At 66.2% G+C, this 25,290-nt stretch carries 23 protein-coding genes, 1 tRNA gene, 1 other RNA gene and 1 pseudogene; 7 read left to right on the top strand and 19 right to left on the bottom strand.

What is annotated here, in order from left to right; translation table 11 throughout:
- Positions 1 to 38: 38 nt before the first annotated feature.
- The 3 genes from RW112_RS06560 to RW112_RS06550 form a co-directional block, all read right to left on the bottom strand.
- A complete protein-coding gene (locus RW112_RS06560; RefSeq protein WP_317780997.1) occupies positions 39 to 3,251 on the bottom strand; it encodes a DNA polymerase III subunit gamma and tau in 3,213 nt (1,070 codons plus the stop codon).
- A 65-nt stretch (positions 3,252 to 3,316) separates the two neighbouring features.
- Positions 3,317 to 3,413: signal recognition particle sRNA small type (ffs, locus tag RW112_RS06555), an RNA gene on the bottom strand.
- A gap of 68 nt (positions 3,414 to 3,481) precedes the next feature.
- A complete protein-coding gene (locus tag RW112_RS06550) occupies positions 3,482 to 3,835 on the bottom strand; it encodes a hypothetical protein (protein ID WP_317780996.1) in 354 nt (117 codons plus the stop codon).
- 373 nt (positions 3,836 to 4,208) lie between these two features.
- Here RW112_RS06550 and RW112_RS06545 point away from each other — a divergent pair.
- Positions 4,209 to 4,293: transfer RNA gene (locus RW112_RS06545), tRNA-Ser, on the top strand.
- Between the two features lie 46 nt (positions 4,294 to 4,339).
- On the opposite strand, the gene RW112_RS06540 is transcribed toward RW112_RS06545, so the two are convergent.
- Complete coding sequence (locus RW112_RS06540) at positions 4,340 to 5,269, bottom strand: oxygenase MpaB family protein (protein ID WP_317780995.1); 930 nt, start codon at positions 5,267 to 5,269, stop codon at positions 4,340 to 4,342.
- Between the two features lie 304 nt (positions 5,270 to 5,573).
- Here RW112_RS06540 and RW112_RS06535 point away from each other — a divergent pair, with 304 nt between their 5' ends.
- From RW112_RS06535 to RW112_RS06520, 4 genes are all read left to right on the top strand, one after another.
- Positions 5,574 to 6,929, top strand: a complete 1,356-nt coding sequence (locus RW112_RS06535; RefSeq protein ID WP_317780994.1) for a M23 family metallopeptidase — start codon at positions 5,574 to 5,576, stop codon at positions 6,927 to 6,929.
- 129 nt (positions 6,930 to 7,058) lie between these two features.
- Positions 7,059 to 7,544, top strand: a complete 486-nt coding sequence (locus RW112_RS06530; RefSeq protein ID WP_317780993.1) for a glutathione peroxidase — start codon at positions 7,059 to 7,061, stop codon at positions 7,542 to 7,544.
- 243 nt (positions 7,545 to 7,787) lie between these two features.
- Positions 7,788 to 9,005 carry a formaldehyde dehydrogenase, glutathione-independent gene (gene fdhA, locus RW112_RS06525; RefSeq protein ID WP_317780992.1) on the top strand — a complete coding sequence of 406 codons (1,218 nt, stop codon included), beginning with the start codon at positions 7,788 to 7,790 and terminating at the stop codon, positions 9,003 to 9,005.
- Positions 9,006 to 9,200: 195 nt separating this feature from the next.
- Positions 9,201 to 10,148, top strand: coding sequence for a phosphodiesterase (locus RW112_RS06520; protein WP_317780991.1), 948 nt, complete (start codon positions 9,201 to 9,203; stop codon positions 10,146 to 10,148).
- A gap of 4 nt (positions 10,149 to 10,152) precedes the next feature.
- Here the strand turns inward: RW112_RS06520 and RW112_RS06515 are convergent, their stop codons facing one another.
- A complete protein-coding gene (locus RW112_RS06515) occupies positions 10,153 to 11,628 on the bottom strand; it encodes a stealth family protein (RefSeq protein ID WP_317780990.1) in 1,476 nt (491 codons plus the stop codon).
- A 198-nt stretch (positions 11,629 to 11,826) separates the two neighbouring features.
- Positions 11,827 to 12,741: a hypothetical protein gene (locus RW112_RS06510; RefSeq protein ID WP_317780989.1), complete on the bottom strand. Its 915-nt coding sequence runs from the start codon at positions 12,739 to 12,741 to the stop codon at positions 11,827 to 11,829.
- A 147-nt stretch (positions 12,742 to 12,888) separates the two neighbouring features.
- On the opposite strand from RW112_RS06510, the gene RW112_RS06505 reads away from it, so the two are divergent.
- Together RW112_RS06505 and RW112_RS06500 are read left to right on the top strand one after the other, a co-directional pair.
- A complete protein-coding gene (locus tag RW112_RS06505; RefSeq protein ID WP_028272925.1) occupies positions 12,889 to 13,188 on the top strand; it encodes a type II toxin-antitoxin system VapB family antitoxin in 300 nt (99 codons plus the stop codon).
- Positions 13,181 to 13,846, top strand: coding sequence for a LytR C-terminal domain-containing protein (locus RW112_RS06500; RefSeq protein WP_317780988.1), 666 nt, complete (start codon positions 13,181 to 13,183; stop codon positions 13,844 to 13,846). Before RW112_RS06505 ends, RW112_RS06500 begins: the two co-directional genes overlap by 8 nt.
- Before the next feature lie 34 nt (positions 13,847 to 13,880).
- Here RW112_RS06500 and RW112_RS06495 read toward each other — a convergent pair whose 3' ends face one another.
- From RW112_RS06495 to RW112_RS06435, 13 genes and pseudogenes are all read right to left on the bottom strand, one after another.
- Positions 13,881 to 14,504: a TetR/AcrR family transcriptional regulator gene (locus RW112_RS06495; protein ID WP_317780987.1), complete on the bottom strand. Its 624-nt coding sequence runs from the start codon at positions 14,502 to 14,504 to the stop codon at positions 13,881 to 13,883.
- 117 nt (positions 14,505 to 14,621) lie between these two features.
- Complete coding sequence (locus tag RW112_RS06490; RefSeq protein ID WP_317780986.1) at positions 14,622 to 15,353, bottom strand: DsbA family oxidoreductase; 732 nt, start codon at positions 15,351 to 15,353, stop codon at positions 14,622 to 14,624.
- A gap of 81 nt (positions 15,354 to 15,434) precedes the next feature.
- Positions 15,435 to 15,985: pseudogene (locus tag RW112_RS06485) on the bottom strand (N-acetyltransferase family protein).
- Between the two features lie 10 nt (positions 15,986 to 15,995).
- A complete protein-coding gene (locus tag RW112_RS06480) occupies positions 15,996 to 16,478 on the bottom strand; it encodes a heme-degrading domain-containing protein (protein ID WP_317781569.1) in 483 nt (160 codons plus the stop codon).
- Positions 16,471 to 17,508 carry a Gfo/Idh/MocA family oxidoreductase gene (locus RW112_RS06475; RefSeq protein ID WP_317780985.1) on the bottom strand — a complete coding sequence of 346 codons (1,038 nt, stop codon included), beginning with the start codon at positions 17,506 to 17,508 and terminating at the stop codon, positions 16,471 to 16,473. Before RW112_RS06475 ends, RW112_RS06480 begins: the two co-directional genes overlap by 8 nt.
- A complete protein-coding gene (locus tag RW112_RS06470) occupies positions 17,501 to 18,403 on the bottom strand; it encodes a biopolymer transporter Tol (RefSeq protein ID WP_317780984.1) in 903 nt (300 codons plus the stop codon). Before RW112_RS06470 ends, RW112_RS06475 begins: the two co-directional genes overlap by 8 nt.
- A gap of 2 nt (positions 18,404 to 18,405) precedes the next feature.
- Entirely contained in the window at positions 18,406 to 19,263 is an 858-nt protein-coding gene (locus RW112_RS06465) for a DUF1080 domain-containing protein (protein ID WP_317780983.1), read from the bottom strand.
- A gap of 3 nt (positions 19,264 to 19,266) precedes the next feature.
- Complete coding sequence (locus RW112_RS06460) at positions 19,267 to 20,268, bottom strand: sugar phosphate isomerase/epimerase family protein (protein WP_317780982.1); 1,002 nt, start codon at positions 20,266 to 20,268, stop codon at positions 19,267 to 19,269.
- A 1-nt stretch (position 20,269) separates the two neighbouring features.
- The gene (locus RW112_RS06455) at positions 20,270 to 21,478 is read right to left on the bottom strand and encodes a Gfo/Idh/MocA family oxidoreductase (protein WP_317780981.1); all 1,209 of its coding nucleotides are present in this window, start codon (positions 21,476 to 21,478) and stop codon (positions 20,270 to 20,272) included.
- Positions 21,479 to 21,488: 10 nt separating this feature from the next.
- The gene (locus RW112_RS06450; protein ID WP_317780980.1) at positions 21,489 to 22,607 is read right to left on the bottom strand and encodes a Gfo/Idh/MocA family oxidoreductase; all 1,119 of its coding nucleotides are present in this window, start codon (positions 22,605 to 22,607) and stop codon (positions 21,489 to 21,491) included.
- On the bottom strand, positions 22,604 to 23,365 hold the full coding sequence (locus RW112_RS06445) for a sugar phosphate isomerase/epimerase (protein WP_317780979.1): 762 nt from the start codon (positions 23,363 to 23,365) through the stop codon (positions 22,604 to 22,606). Before RW112_RS06445 ends, RW112_RS06450 begins: the two co-directional genes overlap by 4 nt.
- 47 nt (positions 23,366 to 23,412) lie before the next feature.
- A complete protein-coding gene (locus RW112_RS06440) occupies positions 23,413 to 24,306 on the bottom strand; it encodes a carbohydrate ABC transporter permease (RefSeq protein WP_305939669.1) in 894 nt (297 codons plus the stop codon).
- Positions 24,306 to 25,283, bottom strand: coding sequence for a carbohydrate ABC transporter permease (locus RW112_RS06435; protein ID WP_305939670.1), 978 nt, complete (start codon positions 25,281 to 25,283; stop codon positions 24,306 to 24,308). Before RW112_RS06435 ends, RW112_RS06440 begins: the two co-directional genes overlap by 1 nt.
- Positions 25,284 to 25,290: the final 7 nt, after the last annotated feature.

Genomic DNA, 25,290 nt, shown 5'->3' with positions numbered 1-25,290 from the left:
GTCCCGTTGGAGGGTGCCCAGACCTCCGGCGGCGCGGACTAGAAGCGCGGCGGGATCGGGCTGCCGTCCAGGGACCGCTCCTCCACCAGCTTTCCGCCCAGAATACGCTCGACGGCGGCGCGTCCAAAGACGCCCGATTCTTCGATCGTTTCGTCGTCCGGGCTCGGCGTGTCCTGGACGTAGGTCTTGACGGCCTCCGCCTGCCGCGCAGGAGCCTTGGCCCGGCCGGCTTCGGCCTCGGGGCTGTTGGATAGCCGCTGGTACAGGCTTTGCCTGACGGCCGCGCCCGGAGTCGCTGCCGGAGCCGGAGCGGACTGGGCGGGCGCAGACTGGGCTGGCGGGGACGCGTAAGCCGCCGGTGCCGACTCGATGCTCCGGACGTCCGGGCCGGCCATTGCCGGTGACGGATCGGTTGCCGTGGCGGGAGCATACTGCGCGGAGGCAGCCCAGCCTGCGCCGGAGGAACTGCCAGCACCGACCAATGCACCCACGGGCTGCCGGACTTCCGCCGGGCGCAAGGTTTCGCCGGCTCCCAGGGTGGACGCTTCTTCCGGGGTCTCGACCGGCCGGGGCAGCTGGGCCGCCGCCGGCTCGTAGTGCGGCGTGGGAGGCTCCGGAACAACGGGCAGGCCCGCGCGGTCCGGGTCTTCCACGGACTTGCCAACGTTCGACTCGGCGCCCACGGTCCAGACGCCCGGCGCTTCTTCCTTGGCGCGGGACCACGGATCGTCGCTGGAAGTACCGCCTGCGACGCTTGAAGAGTTGGCGGATGGCGGCGTCGGGGCCGGCTGCTCGCCTGATCCACGGTTTTCCGGCGCCGGTCGTGCCGGTGCCGAACGTTCGTGCGTCGGAGCGGACAGTGTCGGAACGGATTGCCTCGGAGCGGACGGCGTCCAGTCCATGGGCGGCTCTTCGTCCAAGGGGGGAGCATCTTCGTCAAGGGGCGGGCCCCAGTCGTCGTCAGGGTAGCTGTACGAACCGGAAGCAGCCTCTTCCGGCTGCGACACCGGGGCAACTGGAACCACGTGCTCACGCTGCGTGTCCGCGCTGGCAGAGCCGCCAGAACTGGCGGAGCCGCCAGAACTGACAGAGCCGGCAGAACTGGCAGAACCGGCAGAACTGGCAGAACCGGCAGCGCGGTCAGGCATCGGGCCGGTGGCCGGAAGGCTGGCCGGTGCGCTGGCCGGGCTGGCCACTGCCGGGCTGGCTTCGGGTTCTGCGGCCGGGGTGGCCGGGGCGGGGGCAAGACCCCAGGCAACGTCAGCGGACGTCGCCGGAGCTTCCGGCTTAGCGGGTGCTTTTGGGTTTGGCTCAGAGCTCGCTGTGCTGCCGGCACTGCTGGGCACTGCATGGACGCCGCCGGACACCGCATTGATCTGGCAGTCGATGCCAACGGTCTTGTGGATTGCCTGGCGAAGATTTTCGGAGTGGTCGGCCCGGCCGAAGGCGCCGGCCAGCCCGGACGTTGTGAAGACCAGAGTGAGCACCTGGCCGTCGAACTGGCCCACCTGGGCGTTCGGTTCGACAAGCGCCCAGGTGCTGCGCTTGATCTTGCTCAGGGTCTGCAGGATGTCAGCCCAGGCGCGGCGCAGGACCTCCACGTCACCCCCGGGACCGTGGGCCGGAACGTGGCTCTCAGCCGCGGGCTGCCTTGCCTCGGACTTCATGGGTGCCCGCTCGGCTGCCACCGGTTCGGCCACTGCGGCGGGTGCGACAGGTGCCGGTGCCGCAGCTGGAACCGGCGCCGCAGCCGCAGGTGCTGGCGGAGCGGCAGGACGGGACGGCGCTTGTCCGGACGGGACCCGCTTCGCGGCCAGCTGTTCGTCGACCGGCCAGTCGGCTGTGGAGACGCGCGGGGGAGTGAGGGATTCCCGTGCGGGCGCTTCACTGCGTGCGGCGGCTGGTTCAGCCTCCGGCCCGGCCGCGGGAACCTGCTCCGGTGACGGTGCCTGAACTGGCGCGGACACCGGCGCAGCAGCGGGCGCGGGAGCGGGCACGGGCGCAGCGGCGGGCGCGGGAGCGGACACCGGCGTTGCGGCGGGTGCCGCCGAAGCAGCGACGGGTGCTCCGACGTCGTTCCCTCCGTAGTTCAGGCGGCGCTCCACGCGGTCGATCCGGGCCGCGATGCCGCGCTCGGTCTGTTCTGAAGTAGGGAGGAGGATGCGGGCGCAGAGCAGCTCAAGGTGGAGCCGCGGCGACGTGGCACCGGTCATCTCAGTGAGGGCGGTGTTGGTCACGTCGGCAGCCCGGGACAGTTCGGCCGCGCCAAGGTTGTGGGCCTGGTTCTGAAGCCGGGCTATCTGGTCCGCCGGCATCCCGCGGAGGATCGACTGGGCGCTCTCCGGCATGGCCTGGACAATGATGAGGTCGCGGAAGCGCTCCAGGAGATCCTCCACGAAGCGCCGCGGATCATGGCCGGTCTGGATCACGCGGTCCACGGCCCGGAACACCGTGGCGGCGTCCGCGGCTGCCACCGCTTCAACGACGTCGTCCAGGAGGGACGCGTGGGTGTAGCCCAGCAGCGCGACGGCAAGCTCGTAGTCCAGCCCGGTGGGGCCGGCCCCTGCCATCAGCTGGTCCAGGACGGAGAGCGAGTCGCGCACCGACCCGCCGCCGGCCCGGATGACCAGGGACAGCACGCCGGGCGCCACGGGAACGTTTTCCTGGTTGCAGAGCAGCTCAAGGTACGCCATGAGGGGTTCGGGCGGGACCAGCCGGAACGGGTAGTGGTGGGTCCGCGAACGGATGGTCCCGATCACCTTGTCCGGCTCCGTGGTGGCGAAGATGAACTTGATGTGCTCCGGCGGCTCTTCCACGATCTTGAGCAGGGCATTGAAGCCGGCCGAGGTGACCATGTGGGCTTCGTCGATGATGAAGATTTTGTACCGGTCCCGGACCGGAGCGTAGGTGGCGCGTTCGCGGAGGTCGCGGGCATCGTCCACGCCGCCGTGGCTCGCGGCGTCGATCTCGATCACGTCGAGTGATCCGGAGCCTCCGCGTGCCAACTCGATGCAGCTGGGGCACTTGCCGCAGGGGGTATCAGTGGGACCCTCGGCGCAGTTGAGGCAACGGGCCAGGATGCGGGCCGAGGTGGTCTTTCCGCAGCCGCGCGGACCGGAAAACAGGTACGCGTGATTGACGCGGTTCTTTCGCAGCGCCGTCATCAGCGGATCGGTGACGTGTTCCTGCCCGATAACGTCAGCAAAGGAGTCTGGACGGTATCTGCGGTAAAGGGCGGTTGTAACACTCACAGAGAAAACCCTACCAATCCGGGCTGACAATCAGACCCTCGCGGGCGGCCGCCCTGTTCGGGAATAGTAAAGACCCCCCATGCACCCGCCAGAGCCCGTCTACCCTTGCTACCTTCCGGTCCTGGGGGAGTTCAACAGGATGACGCCACATGAGGGGCCGTCAATGAGTTTACCCGATGATTTCGTGTGCCCCGAATCGACCGACGACGGCTCATTCAGGGCGGCCCCGGCTAGGTTTCGCGGCCGCCCTGCGCCGTTGCCGGGCGGTGTCCGTTGACCGCCCAGCTCATCAGTGCGGGCTCCTCATAGGGGTGGGCGGCGCGAAGGGCTGCCACAACGGCGTCGAGCACGTCTTCCGTGACGACGCACTCGATCCTTACCTCCGGCACGTGTTCGCTGCGGCCCTGGGAACCGATAAACGGCTGGGATCCGGCGAGGGGTGTGAACCGTCCGGTGCCGGGGGTGGTGAAGGCGCAGTGCGAATAGTTGCCGATCCGTCCGGCTCCCGCACCGCCGACGGCGGCGAGGACCGCCTCCGTATGGTCTGCGGGAACGTATGTCACCAGGGCATGCAGTTGGGTCATGCCGCCCATCTTTCCAGCACGTTGCCGGAAGCGGATACCGGCACAAGTCGGTAACGGTCCGCCGATATTCGGCCAGGAACCCTTGCTTATCATTGCCGCAGGGCGGACGATGGATATGTACACCGATTGGGGCAATCTCAAGTTGAGCTCAAGGTTGTGAGCTGCAGGGCCTGGCGCGAGGGCCGGACCCGGCAGCTCAACGGTGTTCCGGCGGAGTGGGCGCATTGGGGGCGTCCATTTTGACGTTAACGGGCCTTTTGAAACGCGGGTCCGGGCACCACTCAGCACGCCGTCGTAACGTCCCGCAGTGCCCAATTGGGTGATGCCGGAAAGTTCAGGTAGTCTAGTATCTGCTTTTGATTCAGAAGCTACTGGAGAATTCGCCTAGCGGCCTATGGCGCACGCCTGGAACGCGTGTTGGGTTAACGCCCTCGGGGGTTCAAATCCCCCATTCTCCGCGGTTTGGCCCCGGTCCTCGGACCGGGGCCTTTTTGCGTTCCGGCACTAAGCCGCAAAACCCAGGCGGCGCAGCCGGCGTCGTGCTGCCTGTTCGCTCGGCCCAATCCTGCGTCCGCGTTTTGCCCCGCCAAGGGCCAGCTGGACGACGGCGAGAGTCACTTTGGTGCCGAGCCTCACCGGCAGCGGCAGGGGACCCAGCCGGGCTGTCCGGAGCCCCAGTAGATCCCGGTATTTTGGGTCCAGGCTGGCGACAGCGGCGGCAAACAGCATCCGGTATCCGGGGCGCAGCGAAGGATGCAGCGGCGGGTTGCGGATGAAGGCCACAATCTCCGCCACCCGGTCATCGGAGCGGAGGTCGCCGTCGTCGTACCAGCTGTCCAGCTGCCGCCTCATTTCCGCCTCGCTCAGCGGGGGCGAATCAACCCCCATCAGCGTTCCTGCGTGCGCCCACTCCCGGACGTAGGCATCCGGACCGCCGGGGATGGGCCGTCCCCAGATCTTGTGGGCAGAGAGGAATGCGTCAGTGAAGGCGATGTGGACCCAGCGGAGGAGTTCGGGGTCGTTGGCTGCATAGCTCCTGGTGATTCCGTGGGCGTCCACGTAGTCCCCCCGCACCGATTCGTGCAGCCGCAGCACCCAGCCGGAGGCTTCATGCGCCGCGGAGGTGGAGCCATAGGAGACGGTGAAGATCCAGCGGATGGTTCCGGCCAGCCGTCCCAGGGGATCTTCGCGGAACCGTGAATGGTCGTGCACGCCGGCGAGGGCGCCCGGATGGAGGGCCTGCATCAGGAGTGCACGGATTCCCGCCACGATAGTGGTCATTGAACCGTGGACCGCCCAGACCGCGGACCCCGGAAGGTGGTAACCGGCGTCGTCACCGTCCTCAAGCCGGGGGACCCAGGGCGGCACCGCACCCCGCGAGCCGGTGAAGGTCTGCCTGAGCTCGGCCTGCCACTCCCTGAGGACATTGCGCATGGTCCATTCTTGCGCCCCGTTGCTGTGAGTCAGCTGGGAATTCCGGCCGGAAGTGGCGGAATTCCGCGGGCGTGCGTGGGCGGGCCGATGTTGGGGGGTTCACAGAGTCGATGGGGCTGTGGTCCCATAGGAATCGTAAGTCCGTCGAGATTGGGGTCTGGCGGGCCTATCGCAGGAGTCGCACGTGGGAAATCACTGGGGATATGGACACGACGAGCAACCAGCCAGGCCCTGCCTCGTCGCTGCACGGATTCTTGGCGTATGCGCCGTTTCAACGTTTGGCGTGATTGGGCTTAGTCTCCAAGTGCCCCCGGCTGCGCCATCTGCGGTGGTTGCCGCCTCGAAGCAGGCCCCGATAGGCAACGCGGGAGTTGCGCCCTGGTGGCCGGATGCCTTCGTGAAACCGCTGGGCATTTCCCCGGACGCCGTTTCGGCCAATGCCAACGCAGTGATCTCCTTCAGCCGTAGCGACATCAGGACAACCTCCAAAAGCGGCCAGCGCGAACTGAACGTTGCCTCCGATGAACTGAGGCGCCCACCTGCCGGTTCCCTGATGTCTCCCCTGGAAGTACTGACCGAAACGTCAGGCTTCGGGCTCCGGGTCAGCCCGTTGACCGGGACCCTGGGCGAGTTCCACTGGGGCCAGGACTTTGCGGCTGCGTGCGGCAGTCGCGTGTACGCGGCCGACGCCGGTGTGGTCAGGGCCGTGGGCTGGCACCCCTGGGGCGGCGGCAACCGTTTGGAGATCGACCACGGCAACGGGCTGATCACCACCTACAACCATTTGGAAGGGATCGCCGTCAAGAAGGGCGACTCCGTCCAGGTGGGCGAGGTCATTGCAAAAGTCGGCACCACAGGTTCGTCCACGGGGTGCCACTTGCACTTTGAAACTATCCTCAACGGCGTCCACGCCAACCCCTTGGACTGGACGCTCCTGCCCACCAAGCAGCTGGATGAGCTCGGGAACATCGACATGATCAGCTACGTTCCCGGCGGCGGCGCCCCCGAAGGCGATCCCACGTGGGCCATCCCCGTTTCCACAGACAACTCGCACACCGTGTCAGGCGGCGAGGCTGAAGTTCCAGCGCCGGAAACGCCCGCCGCGACGGCCACCGCGACGCCGTCGCCTTCCGCTTCGCCTTCTGCGCCGGGAAGCTCGACGGCGACCCCCACCCCATCGCCTACCGGCACCGCTACGGCCACCCCGACACCTCCGCCGACCCAGACGCCGACTCCCACGCCGACGCCGACTCCAACCCAGACCGGGCAGTCCACTGAGCCAGCCGCGCCGACGGAGAGCGTCACCGCGGAACCCACGGCTGAGCCCACGTGGGAACCTTCCCCGGAACCCACTACGGAACCCACGGCTGAGCCCACCGCCGAGCCGACGTTCTCGGCCACCACCGAACCCACCGTGGCGCCCACCGCCGAGCCGACGTTCTCGGCCACCACCGAACCCACCGTGGCGCCCACCGCCGAGCCGACGTTCTCGGCCACCACCGAACCCACCGTGGCGCCCACCGCCGAACCGACAGAGGTGCCCGTACCAACGCCCACCGCCGAACCGACCGAGGTGCCCGCGACTGAGCCCGCCGCGGTGCCTGTACCAACGGAGTCAGCCGAGCCGACGCCAACAGAAACACCCACCCCCGCGCCATAAGGGCATTCGGTTTACCATCGCGCTCGTCCCTGTTGACGGACCGCGCCGGAATTCACACGGGCACCAACCCATACACTTGGCCGTTGTCAACGAATAGCAGCCATGACCAGTTTCTTAAGGAAGCCCTCCGTGAATTCGATCCACTCCATTCCGCTGACCCTCAATGACGGAACAGAAACCGATTTTGGCCGCTTCAAGGGAAACGTGGTGATGGTGGTCAACGTGGCCTCCCAGTGTGGCTTCACGCCGCAGTACGCCGGCCTCGAATTGCTGTACGGCAAGTTCAAGGACCAGGGATTCGAGATCCTGGGCGTGCCGTGCAACCAGTTCGCCGGACAGGAGCCGGGTGGCGACGACGAAATCGCCGAATTCTGCGAACGCAACTTCGGCGTGACATTTCCGCTGGCCGCAAAGGCTGATGTGCGCGGCAAGAACCAGCACCCGCTATACGCAGAACTCACCAAATTCAAGAACGGGCTGCTCCCCGGGATGGTGAAGTGGAACTTTGAAAAGTTCCTGGTCAACCGCGACGGGTTTGTGGTGGCCCGCTTTGCTCCCACGGTGGAGCCGGATTCGCCAGAGGTCATCGGCGCCGTCGAGGATGCCCTCGCCTGACGACAGCGCGTGGGACGACACCACAACGACGGCGGTCACTAGGGCCCAACGGCCCATGTTCCTAAGCATGCTTACCGCCTAGACTGGCCGGACCCTCCAATCTGTTCTGCATGGCCGCGGCTTCGCCCGCTGTACCACTGCGGGACGGCGCGGCCGGTCCATGCCTGCCTCGGAGGGCGCATCAGTACTTCATGAATCACACGGGGCATCCTTGCGGATGCCCGTGAAACCAGGGGGAAAGAGATGACAGGGAACAAAGCCGTTGCCTACAAGGGACCGGGCAAGGTCGAACTGATCGACATTGACTATCCCAGCTTCGAACTCAAGGACGGACCGGGCGTCAACCCCGCCAATGTGGGCCGCTCCGTGCGCCATGGCGTGATCCTCAAGACCGTTGCCACCAACATCTGCGGCTCCGACCAGCACATGGTACGCGGCCGCACCACTGCTCCGCCGGACCTCGTCCTGGGGCACGAAATCACCGGTGAAGTAGTGGAAGTCGGCCCGGACGTTGAATTCATCAAGGTGGGGGATATCTGCTCCGTCCCGTTCAACATCGCCTGCGGCCGCTGCCGCAACTGCAAGGAACGCAAGACCGGCATCTGCCTCAACGTCAATCCGGACCGGCCGGGAAGCGCCTACGGGTACGTCGACATGGGCGGCTGGGTGGGCGGCCAGGCCAACTACGTCCTGGTGCCCTACGCGGACTGGAACCTGCTGAAGTTCCCGGACAAGGACCGGGCCATGGAGAAGATCCTCGACCTGGCCATGCTTTCGGACATCTTCCCCACGGGATTCCATGGCGCTGTCAGCGCCGGGGTCGGCGTCGGCTCCACCGTCTACATCGCAGGGGCCGGTCCCGTGGGCCTGGCAGCGGCTACCAGCGCGCACCTGCTGGGCGCCGCCGTTGTGATTGTGGGCGACCTGAACGAGGACAGGCTGGCGCGGGCGCGCAGCTTCGGCTGCGAAACGGTGGACCTCACCAAGGGCGGCCCGGCGGAGCAGATCGAGCAGATCCTTGGCCTCCCGGAAGTGGACTGCGGCGTGGACGCAGTCGGCTTCGAGGCGCGCGGTCACGGACATGGCAAGGACGCCGAAGAGGCGCCGGCCACGGTGCTGAACTCGCTGATGGACATCACCGCCGCCGGCGGTGCGCTGGGCATTCCGGGGCTGTACGTGACGGGCGATCCGGGCGGCATTGACGAGGCAGCCAAGAAGGGTGCCCTGAGCCTGAGCCTGGGTACCGGCTGGGCCAAGTCGCTGAGCTTCACCACGGGCCAGTGTCCCGTGATGAAGTACAACCGGCAGCTGATGATGGCAATCCTGAACGACAAGGTGAACATCGCCAAGAACGTGAACGCCAAGGCGATCACGCTTGAGGAGGCGCCCCAGGGCTACGCCGAGTTCGACGCCGGCGCCGCCACGAAGTACGTCCTCAACCCGAACGGCTACCTGAGCTAAGCCGCCAAGTACTGAGTAACCACGTGCCGGCGGGCACACACCGAGTGGGGTGTGTGCCCGCCGAACTACTCGTTATTGCCTTATTTTCAAACATGCATACTGGAGTTTGCACATTGTTGGCCGAATGTCTGGTTGGATAGACCTTACTGAGAGGGACACTGGAGGCGCCGCTTCCAACCAACCACGAAGGCAGTAATGGAGCTCATCGAGGCCGAACACCCGCGGCCGCGTCATTTTCTACTCCACCTGAGCGACCCCCACCTGTTGGGAGGTCCGGATCACTTGTATGGCGCAGTGGACAGCGAAGCCCGCCTGAAGCAATTGTTTGAGGAAGTCAAAGCATCAGGCGCCCGCCCGGAAGCCGTGATTTTCACCGGCGACCTGGCGGACCAGGGCGAACCCGAGGCGTATGTAAAGCTCCGCGCAATCGTTGAACCCGCATGCAAGGCGATGAACGCGCAGGTCATCTGGGCCATGGGAAACCACGACGACCGTGGAAACTTCCGCGCCGGCCTGCTCGACCAGCCCGGGAACGATTCACCGCTGGACCTCAGTTACTTCGTCAACGGACTGCGGGTGATCACCCTGGACACCTCGGTGCCGGGGTTCCACCATGGTGAACTCAGCGAGGACCAGCTGGAATGGCTCGCTGCTGAACTCGCCACCCCTGCGCCGGACGGCACCATCCTGGCGCTGCACCACCCGCCGGTTCCCTCCATCCTGGACCTTGCCGTCCTCGTGGAGCTCCGCGGCCAGCCGGCCCTGGCAGCTGTGCTGCGCAACTCGGACGTCCGCACCATCCTGGCCGGCCACCTGCACTACTCCACCACCGCCACCTTCGCAGGGATCCCGGTGTCGGTGGCCTCCGCCACCTGCTACACCCAGGACCTGAACGTACCCGTGGGCGGCACGCGCCCGCACGACGGCGGCCAGGCCTTCAACCTCGTGCACGTGTATGAACACACGATTGTGCATTCCGTGGTGCCTGTCGGCAGCGCGGCAGCCGTGGGCGAGGTTGTGAGCGCGGCGGAAACCCAGCGGCGGCTGGCGGCCGCCGGCGTCCGCATTCCGCGCCAGGCGAAGACCCAGGGACACCCGCCCACCCAGAGCATCCCCATGGTCAGCCTGGGTTCCGGACGCTGAGTTTCTACTTTTCCCAGGGCGCCTTGATGGGGTAGTACTTCTCCAGGAAGTCCGTCACCAGCTCGGCACGTTCGTCCGCTTCCACTTCGGGGAAGCTGCCGTCGTTCAGGCAGAAGAAGTCCATGTTGCGCTTGGACAGCAGCTTGGGCAGGTAATTGAGGCCTGACCGCATCGTCGTGTCGATGTACCTCACCTTCGCTGCCGTCTGGGTCACCGCCCTCCCGGTCAGCAGGGCGTAGTAGTGGTAAAAGGAGTTCGTGACGGAGATGTTGTCCGCGGCACGGAACCGGCTTGCCGCGGTCTTGGCGAATTCCTGCGGGAACTCCTGCTCCATGGTGGCTACCACGCTCCGCCGCAACGGGGCAGCCGTGTGCTCCAGATGGCGGGTGGTGATCCGGCCGAACCGGTCCCACAGGAGTTTCCGGTTCACCCTGGCGGCGTTCTCGAAACCGCTGCGCTCTGCATCGTTATCGCCCAGCCCGATGCGGGTTTCCGCCTCAATGAACTTGGTGACGCCGCCCGGGGTGAAGAACATGTCCGGTCCCACCGCGCGGCCGAAGAACATGTCGTCGTTGGAGTACAGGAAGTGCTCCGAGAGCCCTTCGATGTGGTGCAGCTGGCACTCGACGGCCTGTGAATTGTGCGTGGGCAGCACGGACGGGTCCGCGAAGAATTCCTCGCTGCGCACAATGGTCACGGACGGGTGGTCGGCCAGCCAGGCGGGTGCCGGGGAGTCCGTGGCGATAAAGATGCGCCGCACCCACGGAGCGAACATGTAGACCGAGCGCAGGGCATACTTCAGTTCGTCGATCTGGCGGTAGCGGGCCTCGTGGTCGTCGCCTTCGCCCACCACCACGCCTGCCATCCTGGCGCGCCGCGCGGCGATGTACTCTGGCGAGCTGCCGTCCACCCAGGAAAACACCATGTCGATGTCGAAGCTGATATCGCTCGCGTGGTCCGCGAACATGTTCTCGATGGTGGGCCAGGTGTGGCCGTAGCGCTCCACGGTGCCGCGCACTGCGTCGGTGGTGAGCATGGTCCGGCGGGTGAGGGAATTTTCGATCGGCAGGATCAGCTGTTTGCCTTCGAAGCTCCACAGCTCGATCTGCACGCCGGCGGAGGAGCCGAAGTCGAAACCGCCGTTGGGTTCCACCCGCGGACGGTAGAGCCGGAAGATCCGGGCCTGGCGGTTGGGGGAGAGCTCGCCGTCGGCAACCAGGACAGAGGACTTCTTCTTGGCGTCCACGGTCATGGAGTAAACAGGCTCGTCACGGCACGCTTCCACCAGCGCGGCCCGGAGCTTCTTCCGGTTCTCCCAGTCCAGCGCAATGACCGGCCGGTGGTTGTTGCCGCGGACCAGAAGGTAGTCCAGGCCCGCATTCGCGAGGACATTGCGGATGAACAGCAGGTCCTCCACCATGGCCTGATAAGGCGTCCGGGTGTCATTGATTAGCGCGTAGCGCCCCCGGTGGCGGACCACGTCGGGGCGGTTCTTCAGCCGCGCAACAGCGGCGGGCGACGTAACTTCGGCGTGGCTCCGGCCGTCGTCGGAGGGCTGACCGCCGTAGTAGATCTCATCCTGAACGAGTGCGTCTGTAATGGTGTTTCTCCGAGCTTTTGTCTATAGAGGTCCTACCTGCATAATAACCCGCGCAAAAAAACCGGACTAATCCCGGACTTAGCCGGCCAGGGCGTCCCGCCAGCTGCGCAGGAATGCCGCACCGGCGTCGTCGTGGATCACGTCTTCGGCGAGCCCCAGGTCGGCGGCGGTCAGGACCGCGTACGGCTTGACGGGAACCCCGTCCGCCGGGCGGACGTCCACGTGCTTCACCTCGTGGTCGTTGTGGTGCAGCCAGTCGGCCATGGCGTAGTCGGTGCGGGAGTCGCCCACCGTCCGCCAGGCGAGAGGCCGGATTCCCTGCGCGGCGAGGAGTTCCACGGCGCGGCTGGCACCCAGGTCCTTGCCGAGGCGTACCGACTCGATGTCGGTGGAAATGATGGTGGGATCCACCCGGTAGTCAACCTGGTCGTCCGAATCGGGAGCATGGTGGTCCAGCCGGACCACGCCCAGGCCGTGACGGGCCATCAGTTCCATGGCGTCGGCGTCGAACAGTTTCTGTTCGTCGAGGTAGTCCTGGCTGGGCACGTCGATGTGCTGCTCCACGGAGACCATGGCGCGCTTGGTTTCGTCGTAGAACATGTGGTTCGCGTAGTCCTCGGAAACCAGCCGGCGGACGTCATCGCCGTAGGCCCGGGGGACGGCGAGGTCGTGGTCCACATGCATGGGGCCGGGCCCCGCAGCCGTGTAGCTGAACCAGACGGCACCCTTTTCGCAGATGGCGTGGATGATGGTTCCGCTCGGCATGCCCGCCGCGATCATGGGCTCCATGACCTGCTCGCGGATGAACGCGTCCGAGCGGCCCGTGTTGAAGATGACCGGAATCCCGGCGGTGGCCAGGGCCACCATGTCCGCAATGATCTCCGGCTTGACATCGCGGGTGACCGGACTGGCCACGGGGCCGTCGACGTCGAGCAGTAGGGCAAGGGGAGGAGCCGACGCCGATGCGGCGGCGCGGTTACCGGGTGCAGTCATGCCTCCATTCTCGCAGTCCGGACCGGCCCGGCGCAGAATGTTGCCTTGCTGCGTCACCGGCCCCCAATGGTCACTGTTTGGCTACAACCTTGGAACTGCGCGGGGTCATTCGTTCCCTTGGCCGGGCAACTTCCATAGGCTTGCAGGGTGATATTCAAAGCTGTGGGCGAGGGCCGCCCTTACCCCGACCATGGTTACAACACCCCCAAGGAATGGGCCGCCCTTCCGCCGCGGCCTGTCCGGCTCGATGAGCTGGTGACCACCAAGCGCACCCTCGACCTCGAGGCTCTCCTCGCCGAGGACTCCACGTTCTTCGGCGACCTCTTTCCCCACGTGGTGCAGTACCGGGGAACCCTGTACCTCGAGGACGGGCTGCACCGTGCCGTCCGGACCGCACTGCATCAGCGCACCGCCATCCATGCCCGTGTGCTGGTGATAGATGGCTAGGAAGCCGAAAGACCTCACGATCCTGCACGGACACCGCGTTGTTTCCGGACAGGAACTCAGGGCCACGTTCGTTGAACAGGACGACACGGCAGACAACCCTGTCCGGCTGCGACGTCGGATCCTGCACGGTGTGGTGCTGGTCCTGCTGGTGGGGCTGATCATCTCCGCGATCGTGGTTGCGCTTGCCATCATGAACGGCCAGATCAAGATCCCGACGGCGGAGCGGACCGCGTCTGCCGCCTCGGCGTGCCCAGCAACCACTTTTGATTACACCCCGAACGACAAAGTCACCCTCAGGGTCTTCAACGCCACCAACAGGCCGGGCCTGGCGCGTTCGGTGGCGGACGAGTTCCTTGCCAGGAAATTCGCGGTGGCGGAGGTGGGCAACACCCAGTCCGGGTACCGGGGCGTGGCCGCGGTGGTTTCCGGTGCCGCCGGCCAATCGGCAGCCTTCAGCGTCCAGCGGAACCTTCCCGCGTCGGATTACTTCCAGGACGGTCGGTCAGACGGCAGCGTGGATGTGATCCTCACGGGTGAATTCAAGGAATTGAATGCGCCTGAACTCGTGGACCAGACGCCCGGCCGGCTCAGCTGCCCGCGCGACAGCCGCCGGATCGTCGACAGCGCCAAGTGGCCGGTGATCCCCAAATCCGGCTGAGCCTCGCCGGGGCTGGGGCCGGGGCTGGAACTGGCTAGGGTGCGGCGAGCGTGACGGGACGGCCGTCGTCGTCGAACCGTGCCCCCGCTCCGAGCTGGATGAACCGGACGGTCCGCAGCACCGCTTCGGGCGTGCCGTCGCCGCGTGCGGCGCTGGAGGACAGGGTGCCGTGGATAAGCTGGGCCAGCTGCGTGATGTCCGCCCCGGGCAGGTAGCCCTGCGCCATTGCGTCGCGCAGGATGTCCTGGAGGAGGAGGCTGAGCTCGCCCACGTGGTCCGCGAGCTTGGAGAAGGACGCCGGCGAGAGCACTGCCGCCATGGCCGGGCCCGGCGGCAGGTGGCGGCGGCTCAGGTCCTCCACCTGGGTGCGGACGTACAGGGCCAGGCGTTCCACCGGGTTCTCCAGGGACTGCAGGGATTCCCTGAGGCCGTCGAGGAAGCGCTCGGTTTCGTCCAGGGCGTAGGCGATCAGCAGTTCCTCGATGTCCGCGTAGTAGTTGTACACGGCAGTGCGTCCGATGCCGGCATGGCGCGCAACATCAGTCATGGTGAGGCCGGGCAGGCCGTGGGTGAAGAGGAGTTCGCCGAAGCCGGTCAGAATACGGCGTTGGGTCTCGGCTCGTTGGGCAGCATTCGTGGCGGCCGAAATCCTAGGCATACAGACACTTTACAGCGATCTGTCAGCAAACCTATTTGAGTTTTTGTCCAGATAACGCGAGCTAAACGTGGGTTTGGTCGCGTTATCTGGACAAAAACTCGATTACTCAGGGGCGCGTCAGACAGCGCAGCCGTCGGGACCGCACGCGCCGGCGCCGTCGCCGCTGCTTTTACTGCCGTCCGCTCCGGTGCCGGCGCCCGCCATGACGAGGGGCTGTTTCTCATGCCAGGCCTGGGTGAGTGCCTGGCTGAACATCGCCGACGGCTGGGCGCCGGAGAGGCCGTACTTGCGGTCAATCACGAAAAACGGCACGCCGGTGATGCCCAGGGCCCGGCCTTCTTCGAAGTCGAGTCGGACGTCGTCAGCATATTTGTCCGTGGTGAACAGTTCCTCCAGCTCCCCGGCATCGATTCCTAGGTCCCGGCCGAGGGACGTGAGGTACTCCCGGCTGCCGATGTCCTTCCCGTGCTCAAAATGGTCGCTCAACAGGCGCTCTTTGGCGGCGTCCTGCTTGCCGTGGGCGGCGGCCAGATGGATGAGCCGGTGTGCGGTGAAGCTGTTGGCAACCACGACGTCGTCAAACCGGTAGGCGAGGCCCTCACCTTTGGCCTGCTCCGCCACATGGTCGAACATCTGCGAGACCTGCGCCGGCGCCATGCCCTTGCGGGTGCTGAGGTACTCAAGTTCCGTGCCGTCGTAGTGCTCCGGCAGGCCGGGATCGAGCTGGTAGCTGCGCCACTGCACCTCCACGGAATCGCGGTGCGGGAATTCGGCCAGGGCTGCTTCAAAACGGCGCTTGCCGATATAGCACCAGGGGCACGCGACGTCGGACCAAATCTCAATCTTCATGCTGGCAACAACCGCTTGCCCGCCGGATCCATTCCCCTGGCGGCATGTCACGTGGCTCACCCCTGCGCCGGGACAGGGGCCTCAACTGTCCGTTCGCGCTGGGGGGAGTGCACGCTCCATCACGAAGTCATGCTCCACTGTGGTCCCCAGGGTGAACGACTTGGTGCCCACTTTCCGGAAGCCGGATTTCTCGTAAAAGCGGACGGCCCTGGCGTTCTGGCTGTTGACGCCCAGCCACATTCCGGCGGCTCCGGAGGCCGCGGCCTCGGCCAGGCTGGCGTGGATCAGTTCGGCGGCTGCGCCCAGGCCATGGCGGTCCGGGTGCACGTAGCACTTGCTGAGCTCCGTGGCAGGAAGGATCGTGAGGGCGGCGGCAACGTCCGGGTCGCTGGCCGGCCGGTCCACCAGCATGCTGTAACCGCGGAGGTCGCCGTCGGAATCGATCACCAGCACCGTGATGTCCGGGTCCGACAGGTAACTGCGGAAGTTCGCCTCGCTGAGGGTGTTCGCAAGATGCGCCGCGATGTCGGCGGGGGAGGACTGCGCGGGCAGGCGAGCGGAAAGGTGACGGCGGCCAGCCCGGCCAGCCTGCCGGCGTCGTCCTCGGTTGCCTTCCGGATGGTGTGCGTCATGGGCAAAAGTCTATTCGGCGGGATCCTTGAGGAACGTCCTGATGCTGTCGACCACCAGCTGGTGGTCGTCGTCGGAGGACAGCCCGGAGGCCGTGACAGCGGCGACGACGCCCGTGCCCCGGACGCGGACAGGGAAGGAGCCCCCGGCCAGGGTGTAGTCCTCCGGCGCCAGCCACCCGCCTTGCAGTGGGTCGAAGCCCTTGGCCGCGAACTCTTCGGACAACAGTGCCGTGCTGCGCTCAAACCGCAGGGTCGTGGCCGACTTGCGGCGGATCCATTCCTCCTGGTCGGCCGTGGGACCGGGCAGGACACAGCGGAAGAGAACCAGGTTGTGGCGCCGGATATCGATGGCAACTCCGTGGCCCGCGGCGATCGCCCTGTTGGCGATCAGCGAGCCCAGGCGCCAGGCGTCGTGATGGTCAAAGCTGGCGAAAACGAGCTCTTCCTCGTGCTGCCGCAGTTCGGTGATCCGCGGTGAGTCGGTCTCAGTAATTCGGGACGGTCCCTTCAGGCAGGCTGTCGGCAGCGTACGTGAGTCCGATCTGGCGGCGGATCTCGTCCATTGCTGCCATGACTGCAACTGATTCGCTGGGAGGAAGGATGGTGCCGGCGGTGTCGCCTGCGCGGACGAGGCGTTCCAGTTCTGCAGCCTGGTACTGCATACCGCGGCTGGTGACCGGCTGGTCGAACCGCTCCACAATGGTCCCGTCAACTGCATGGACGGTAAACGGAGTCGGGTTGTACCAGGTTGGTTCGATGTCGATCCACCCTTCGGTCCCGATGACCATGGCCCGGTTGGCGCTGGCGGCGTCCAGTTCGCAGTCCACAATGGCCTGCTGGCCGTCGGCATACTCAAAAATCGCCGCTGTCTGGCGGTCGACCCCCGTGGCCGTCATGGAGGCGCTGGCGCGGATGGTCTCCGGGGTGCCCAGGATGTCGAACGCGAAGGAGATCGGATAGATGCCGAGGTCCAGCAGCGCTCCGCCGCCCAGTGCAGGATCGTTCAGCCTGTGGGCAGGGTCCTTGGGCAGGCTCTGGTTGTGGCTGGCGACCACCTTCCTTACCTCGCCGATAATGCCTTCCTGGATGATTGCGCGGAGGCGGATCATGTGCGGGAGGAATCGAGTCCACATGGCTTCCAGCGCCACGAGCCCCTTGGATTCCGCGAGGTTAACAATGTCCTGGGCTTCGCGGGCGTTCATGGTGAACGACTTCTCCACCAGCACGTGCTTGCCCGCGTTCAACGCCAACAAGGCATTGGCGTGGTGGAACGGGTGCGGCGTGGCGATGTACACCACGTCAACCAACGGGTCTGCCACCAGGTCCTCGTAGCTGCCGTGCGCGGTTGCCACGCCGTACTGCTCAGTAAACGCCTTGCTCGAGTCCAGCGAGCGTGACCCGACGGCCTGCACCGTGAAGCCGTTCTCGTTCAGGTCCTGCGCTTGCAGCCCGGCGATGAATCCGGTGCCGAGGATGCCCCAGCGGATTGCTCCGTCGGAAGTGCCGGCGGGTTGATTAGTCACGAACGTGGTCCTTTGGTGAGTCGGTGTTGGCCAGCGGGTACGCCACAAACGCAAAGCGCCTGGAGTCCGGTGCCCAGCTGTTGACGTTCAGTGTTCCCTGGCCGCCGAAGAGGGACCACGTGTGCAGCGGTGCGGCCCAGTCGCCGGTGGAGACAAGCACGACGTCGACCGGCAGGTCGGCGGGGTGGCCTTCTGTTCCGCTGGGGAAGCGGATGTAGCTGGCCAGCTCTCCGTCGGGGGAGAGGTGGGGGAACCAGTCGACTGTTTCGGAGTCGAGGAGCCGTTCGAACCCGGTCCCGTCAACCTGCACACGGGCCAGCTGGGCATGGCCGGGAAGTGAAGTGAAGGACTCCGTGTTCAGGTAGAGCCACTTTCCGTCGGGTGAGTACTCGGGCCCGTCGCAATGGCCGGTACCGACGTCCACGAGGGTGGCCTGGCCGCCGCCGGCCGGAACCGTCAGGAGCCGCCCCGGCTGGCTGAAGTCGCCGGCCTCGATCCCCACGTAGGCGAGCTCGCCGCCGTCGGGACTAACGCCGTGCAGGAAATGGAAGGAGCCGTCGTCGGCCGTGACTCTCTCTGCCGCGCCGCCGCCAAGCGGCGCGCGGTAGATGTGGCCGTCGTTCGCCGAGAGGAAGATCTGCTTTCCGTCGGGGGCGAGGACGTGGTCGTTGTTGAGATCGGGGATGCCGGTGAGGGGGACCTGGCTGATGGTGCGGCCGGCAACATCAAAGTTCCAGAGCTTTCCGTCCCCGTTGAGGATCAGGGCCGAGCCGTCGAGGGTCCAGTTGGGCGCTTCGAGGAGGAGCTCGTCTGACGTGAACACCAGCTCGCGCTCGCCGGTGACGCCCGCAATCCAGACTTCGCAGCGCTGGCCGGGCTGAAGGGTACGCAGCATGCTTAGAGCTCCTTGATCCGGATGTTCCGCCACCGGCACTGCGCGCCCTTGCCCCAGCGGGCCTCGCCGAACATGGAGTCGTTGTCGTGGACTTCCAACGCGATGTGCCCGCGCTCGCCGAGCACTCCCAGGACAGCATCGGCGTCGTAGTTCGGCGAGTCCAGCGTAGCGGTGTCCAGCTCGGCGATCTTGAGGTCGTTGACCCACGTAGTGATCACCGGCATGGCGCCCACACAGCGGATGCGGAGTTCGTTCCAGTCATCCCAGCGCCACACTTTAAGGAAATCCCCGACGTCGGTGGCGTGGCTTAGGCGCGCACGCTTTTCTTCCGTGACGGGTTCCACCGAGGTGGCCGGATCATCGGCAACCAGCCCCGTGGGCCGGCCGCCGTCGTCGAGGGCCGCGTCGATGGCGAACGGGACCGCGGAGAAGCTTGCGAGTCCGTTGCCGAAAAATCCGCCAATGCCGCCGGACGGGCGGTGGTCCACGAGCAACTGGAAACCCTCCCAGCTGTCCCGTTGCCTGCGGATCATGACGCCGGTGTCGGCCGGCCAGTCAGAGCGCATTTCGAGAACCAGTTCGAAGTCGCCGTAGGGCTGGTCGCTGACGAGATACCCGCCGTACCCGCTGCCCGGAGTGTCCTGCTCGCCGACGAGGACGCCGTCTTCCACGAACCACCTGGCCGGGTGCTTTTCGGGTTCCACCGGGCGGGGGATGCCGCGGCGGTCGAAGAGCCCCAGGAGCTCGGGGCCGCCAGGATATTCCGTGCCGTACACCCGGGGTGCGGCGTGCCAGCCAGCCAGGCTCGCGCCGTCGAACATAGGGACGAACCCGCCGTCGCGATCAACCGTGTGGTTCAACGGCTAGTCCTTGCTGCTGAAGGCGGCGTCGAAGCTGGTCTGGGAGGCGGGGAAGTCGAACTTCTTGAGCGCGGCGAGGGCTTCGGGGGCGCCGTGGAGGCGGTCCATGCCGGCGTCTTCCCATTCGACGGAGATGGGTCCGTTGTAGCCGATCGCGGTCAGGGCGCGGAAGGACGATTCCCAGGGGACGTCGCCGCGGCCTGCGGAGACGAAGTCCCAGCCGCGGCGGGGGTCGCCCCAGGGCAGGTGGGAGCCCATGACGGTGTTCCGGCCGGTGGGGCGGAGCTTGGTGTCCTTGCAGTCCACGTGGTAGATCCGGTCCTTGAAGTCCCAGATGAAGGAGACGGGGTCGATGCCCTGCCACATGAAGTGGGACGGGTCCCAGTTCAGGCCGAACGCCGGACGGTGCCCGATCGCTTCGAGGGTGCGTACGGTGGTCCAGTAGTCGTAGGCGATCTCGGAGGGGTGGACTTCGTGGGCGAAGCGGACCCCGCATTCGTCGAAGACGTCCAGGATGGGGTTCCAGCGGTCCGCGAAGTCCTGGTAGCCGGCCTCGATGACCTTCTCCGGGACCGGCGGGAACATGGCCACGTACTGCCAGATGGAGGAACCCGTGAACCCGACCACGGTGTCCACGCCGAGTGCTTTGGCGAGCCGGGCTGTGTGCTTCATTTCCTCGGCGGCGCGCTGGCGGACGCCCTCGGGGTCGCCGTCGCCCCAGACCTTGGACCCGACGATCGCCTCGTGGCGGAAGTCGATGGGGTCATCGCAGACGGCCTGGCCCTTGAGGTGGTTGGAGATGGCCCAGACCTTGAGGTTGTACTTCTCCAGGACCGCGAGCTTGGACTCGACGTAGCCGGGTTCGTCCCAGCGCCAGGCGTCCAGGTGGTCGCCGGAGACGGCGATTTCTAGGCCGTCGTAGCCCCAGCCGGAGGCGAGCTTGGCGACTTCCTCGAAGGGGAGGTCGGCCCACTGGCCGGTGAACAGGGTGTACGGGCGGGGCATGTCAGGCTCCTTCGGTAACGGGGACGGGGGACGTGCTGATCTGGATAATGGAGGATTTGGCGTTGGCGGACTCTTCGATGGCGGCCAGCACCCGCTGCACGGCCAGGCCCTCCTCGAACGACGGCGACGGCGGGGTGCCGCCGCCGATCGCGGCCAGGAAGTCCCGGATTTCGTGGGTGAAGGTGTGTTCCCACCCGATCACGTGGCCCTGCGGCCACCAGGCAGCCATGTACGGGTGCTCGGGCTCGTTGACCAGGATTCGCCGGAAGCCCTGTTCCCGGACCGGGACGGTGGCGTCCAGGAAACCGAGTTCGTTGATGGCTTCAAGGTCGAACAGCAGGGAGCCCTTGTCGCCGTAGATCTCGAGTTTGAGCGAGTTCTTCTGTCCGGTAGCCATGCGCGAGACTTCGACGGAGGCGATGGTCCCGGTGTCCAGGGTCAGCGTGGCCCAGGCGGCGTCGTCGACCGTTACCTCTTCCAGGCCGCCTGCGGCACCACTTGGCCCGGGGCGGCTGGACACGAAGGTGTGCAGCCGCCCGGAGACTTCGGTGACCGTGCCGCCGAGCAGGAACATGACCTGGTCGATCGCATGGGAGGCGATGTCTCCCAGCGCGCCCGACCCGGCGGTTTCCTTGTTCAGGCGCCAGGTCATGGGGGAGCCGGCATCCACCAGCCAGTCCTGCAGGTACGCGGCCCGGACGTGACGGATCGTTCCCAGCCGGCCCTCGGCGATGAGTTCCCGGGCCAGTGCCAGTGCCGGGACGCGGCGGTAGTTGAAACCGATCATGGACTGTACGCCGCGTTCCCGGGCGGACCGGGCAGCGTCCGCCATGGCTTCGGCCTCGGCCAGGGTGTTGGCGAGCGGCTTCTCGACCAGCACGTGTTTGCCGGCCTCAAGCGCCGCGATGGCGATCTCCGCGTGCATCCACCCCGGGGCGCAGATATCCACGATGTGAATGTCGTCCCGGTCAAGGACCGAGCGCCAGTCCGTCGCGGTTTCCGCCCAGCCGTATTTCCGGGCGGCTTCGGCGACCTGCCCGGCGTCCCGGCCCACGAGCACTTTCTGTTCGAAGGCCGGGACGTCGAAGTGGGAGGCAACGTTGCGCCAGGCGTTCGAGTGGGCCTTGCCCATGAACGCATAGCCGATCATTGCCACACCCAGCGGTGAGTTGTCCGGGTTGCTGCCGTCCGTGCTTTCGGGGGAGTTCATTGCCTGGTTCCTAGAGGGTGGAAGCGGTGGGGTCCCAGTCCTCGGGGAGGGCCGGGGACGCGGGGGCGGAGCTTTCGACGTTGACGAAGGTGCCGGACTCAACGGATTCGGAAATCGAGACCATGGTGTCCAGCACGTGGTAGGCGAGGTTGCCCGTGGCGCGGTGCGGAACCCCGGCCCGGATGGAGCGGGCCATGTCCAGCACACCCATGCCGCGGCCGTTTGAGGCGCCGGTGGCGGGGATGACGGTCCAGTCTTCGTCGCCCGCGCGCCAGAGCCTGATATCGCCGTCGAAGTAGTTGGGATCCGGGAGCGAGAGGGTGGCTTCGGTGCCGGTGATCTCCACGAACCCCATCCGCTGGCGGGGAGACTCGAACGAGAACACGCTGTGCGAGGACTGGCCGCCTTCGAACTGGGCCATCGCGGACACGTGGGTGGGGACTTCCACCGTGAACTCCTCGCCCAGCTTGGGACCGGACCCGATGACGCGGACTTCCTTCGCCTTGGAACCGATGGCTGCCACTTTGCGCACGGAACCGAACGTCTGGACCAGCGCGGTGAGGTAGTACGGGCCCATGTCGAACAGTGGACCGGCACCGTACTGGAAGAGGAACGCAGGGTTCGGGTGCCAGGATTCCGGCCCGGGAGTCTGGAACGTGGTCATGGCGGTCAGCGGGGTGCCGATGTCGCCGCGCTCAATGAGCCGCCGTGCAGTCTGAAGCCCGGCGCCCAGGAACGTGTCCGGGGCGCAGCCGAGCCGGAGTCCCGCGGCGTCGGCAGCCTTCAGCAGCCCCAGCCCGGATTCCCGGTCCAGCGAGAACGGCTTTTCCGTCCAGACGTGCTTGCCTGCGTTGACGGCGGCCGTGGCCACCTCCACGTGCGCCGCCGGGATGGTCAGGTTCACGATGATTTCGACGTCGGGATGGTTCAGCGCCGCGTCCACCCCGCCCGACTCCGCGATCCCGTATTCCTTCGCCCGTGCGGCCGCAGCATCCTCGAACAGGTCGGCGATGACGTGGACCTTGAGGTCCGGGAAGACGGTCAGGTTGTCCAGGTACTGCTTGCTGATGTTGCCGGCGCCGATGACGGCGACGCCCACCGGGCCCCGGCGGGTAGCTTCGGCGCTCATGCGCGTGCGCCTTCGTTGGCTTCGGCGTTGGCTCCAGTGTTCAGGTACGCCAGGCTCTGGGCGATGCCGTCGAAGATGTCGCCGGAGTAGTCGTCAAATTCCACAACTCCGACTTCCAGGGACTTGGCAGCGCCGATGACGTCCCATACGGCAATCTTTCCCTGGCCGGCCGGCTGCTGCGCCTTGGTGTCGGTGTTGAGCGGGCCGTCCTTGATGTGGATGAACTTCACCCGGTCGCCGAGCTTGGCCAGGATGTCCACGGGGTCCTGGCCTCCGACGGCAACCCAGTAGGTGTCCACTTCGAGGACCAGTTCAGGGTCCAGGAGGTCTGCGAAGTATTCCAGTGCCGTGCGGCCCTCAATGGTGGACTCCAGCTCCCAGGCGTGGTTGTGGTACCCGACGCGGATGCCGTATTCGGCGCCCTTCTTGGCTGCAGCATTGAGCTTCGCGGCCGTGGCCTGGATGTCCTCGGCCGTCTGCCAGTGCTCGGCGGGGAGGTACGGGTCGATGACGGTGCTGATGCCCAGGTCCTTGGCGGCGGCGAAGATCTCGTCCTGGTCCTGGCTGAGCAGGGGGGCGTGGCCGGACGGAGCGGTGAGGCCGTTCTCCTTCAGGGCGGCACCGAGTTCCGTTGCCGTTGCCACGAAGTTGTACGGCTCAACCTGGGTGAAACCGATCTCAGCCACCTTCCTGATGGTGCCCGGCAGATCCTCCTGGATGGCATTGCGCAGGGTGTACAGCTGGAGTGAGTAAGACATTTCGTTCCTTTGCGGGAGTTTCGTTTCGGAAATTGATAAGCGGACGGCTAGCGGCCGGCGAGGGATCCGCCGATGCCGCCGACGCTGAAGTATTTATTCAGGGTGGCGAAGACGATGACCGGCGGAAGCATCATGACCACGGCCAGGGCCATGACGGAGGTCCAGTCGGTGGCGTTTTGCTGGAAGAAGGACTGCACGCCCATGGGCAGGGTGAAGATCTCGTTGGAGCGGAGGAACACGATGGCCACGAGGTAGTCGTTCCAGGCGAGCAGGAACGCGAAGATCGCGGTGGAGAGGATGCCGGGCAGGCTGTTGCGGAGGACCACTTTGGTGAAGGATCCGAACACGGAGCAGCCGTCGATCCAGGACGCTTCTTCAAGGCTGATGGGGATGGAGTCGAAGTAGGCGGCCATCATCCACGTGGCAACGGTCATCGTGGAGCCCACATAGATGATGGTGATGCCCAGCAGGTTGTCCACCAGTCCCATGCCGGCGAAGAGGATGAACAGCGGGACCACGGAGGTGATGATGGGCAGGGACTGCATAACGAACAGCAGCAGGGAGTATCCGGAGACGGCCTTGCTGCGTCCGCGGGAAAGGACGTAGCCGGCAGGCGCGGCGACGGCTACGGAGACCACCACCGTGGAGAGCGTGGTGATCAGGCTGTTCTGCAGCCAGGTGGCGGCAAACGTTCCGGAGAAGACGCTGGCGAGGTTCTCGAAGGTCAGGCCGGTGGTGGTGCTGGTCGGACCCGGGGTGAAGGCCAGGATGACGGTGACCATGATCGGGACGAGGACGATGGCGGTGATGACCAGGATGGCAACGAACCGCCACCACTGGCCGCGGTCGCCGGCTTCGGAGAGTGTGCGGCGGGCTTTGGCGGGGCCGGCGACGCCGAGGACGGGGCCGGACTCGGGATGGGCGTGGACTGCTGCGCTCATTATTCGACGCTCGACTTTCGGATCTGGCGGTACAGGAGAACGGAAATGACCACCAGGGTCATGGTCATGAGGAAGGCAATGGCCACGCCGGGACCCGTGGCGAAGTCCTGGAAGACGGTGCGGTAGGCCAGGACCACCAGGGAGGTTGTGGCACTGACCGGGCCGCCGCCGGTGAGCAGGTAGATGGTGGGAAAGTCATTGACGCAGAAGATGGTCATGAGGATCCACGAGATGTAAGTGGAGCGGGCAATCAGCGGCAACGTGATCTGGGTGAACTGCTGGAACCGGGTGGCACCGTCCATGCTGGCGGCTTCGTAGACGGTGGTGTCCACGGAAGCCAGGGCGGCTGAAATCATCATCATCATGAACGGGAAGCTGACCCAGACCTTGAAGACCATCACGGTGATGGCGGCGAGGTTGGGATCGGCCAGGAACAGCGGCGTGCCCAGGCCGAGGTTCCGGAAAAGGGACGGGATCAGGCTGTCCGGGGTGGCAACGAGCCAGTTCCACGCGGTGGAGGACACCACGATCGGCACCACCCACGGCAGGAGCAGCAGGACCTTGAACGTTGCGCCGGCGGGGATTTTGGTGCGGAGCAGCAGGGCCAGGCCCAGGCCCACCAGCCAGGAGCCGAAGACGCCGACGATGGTGAACCACAGGGTGAACTGGGCGGCTTTCCAGAACGCCGGCGAGGACAGGACGGTGGCGAAGTTCTCGCCGCCGACGAAGTTTCCGGTCTGGAGCAGGTCGCCGTCGTGGGTGGCCTGCACGCCGGCGTGGATCAGCGGGTAACCGTGGATCAGGACCAGAAGGACAACGGAGGGGAGCAGGAGCCAGAAGAACGTCCTGGTGGCCTGGGCCGAGAGTTTGCTCTTGCGGTTCACGTGCCCGGGGTCCGGGGACCCGGCCCCGGGCCCGCCGGGGGCAAGCCCGCGGCGGGCCCGGGCAAGGCCTGACGGTGCTGTGGTGGATGACATGGCAGGT

Origin of the sequence: Arthrobacter sp. B10-11, from assembly GCF_033142195.1 — a bacterium.
Lineage (GTDB): Bacteria > Actinomycetota > Actinomycetes > Actinomycetales > Micrococcaceae > Arthrobacter > Arthrobacter oryzae_C.
This window is presented reverse-complemented; position numbering and strand designations above follow the sequence as displayed.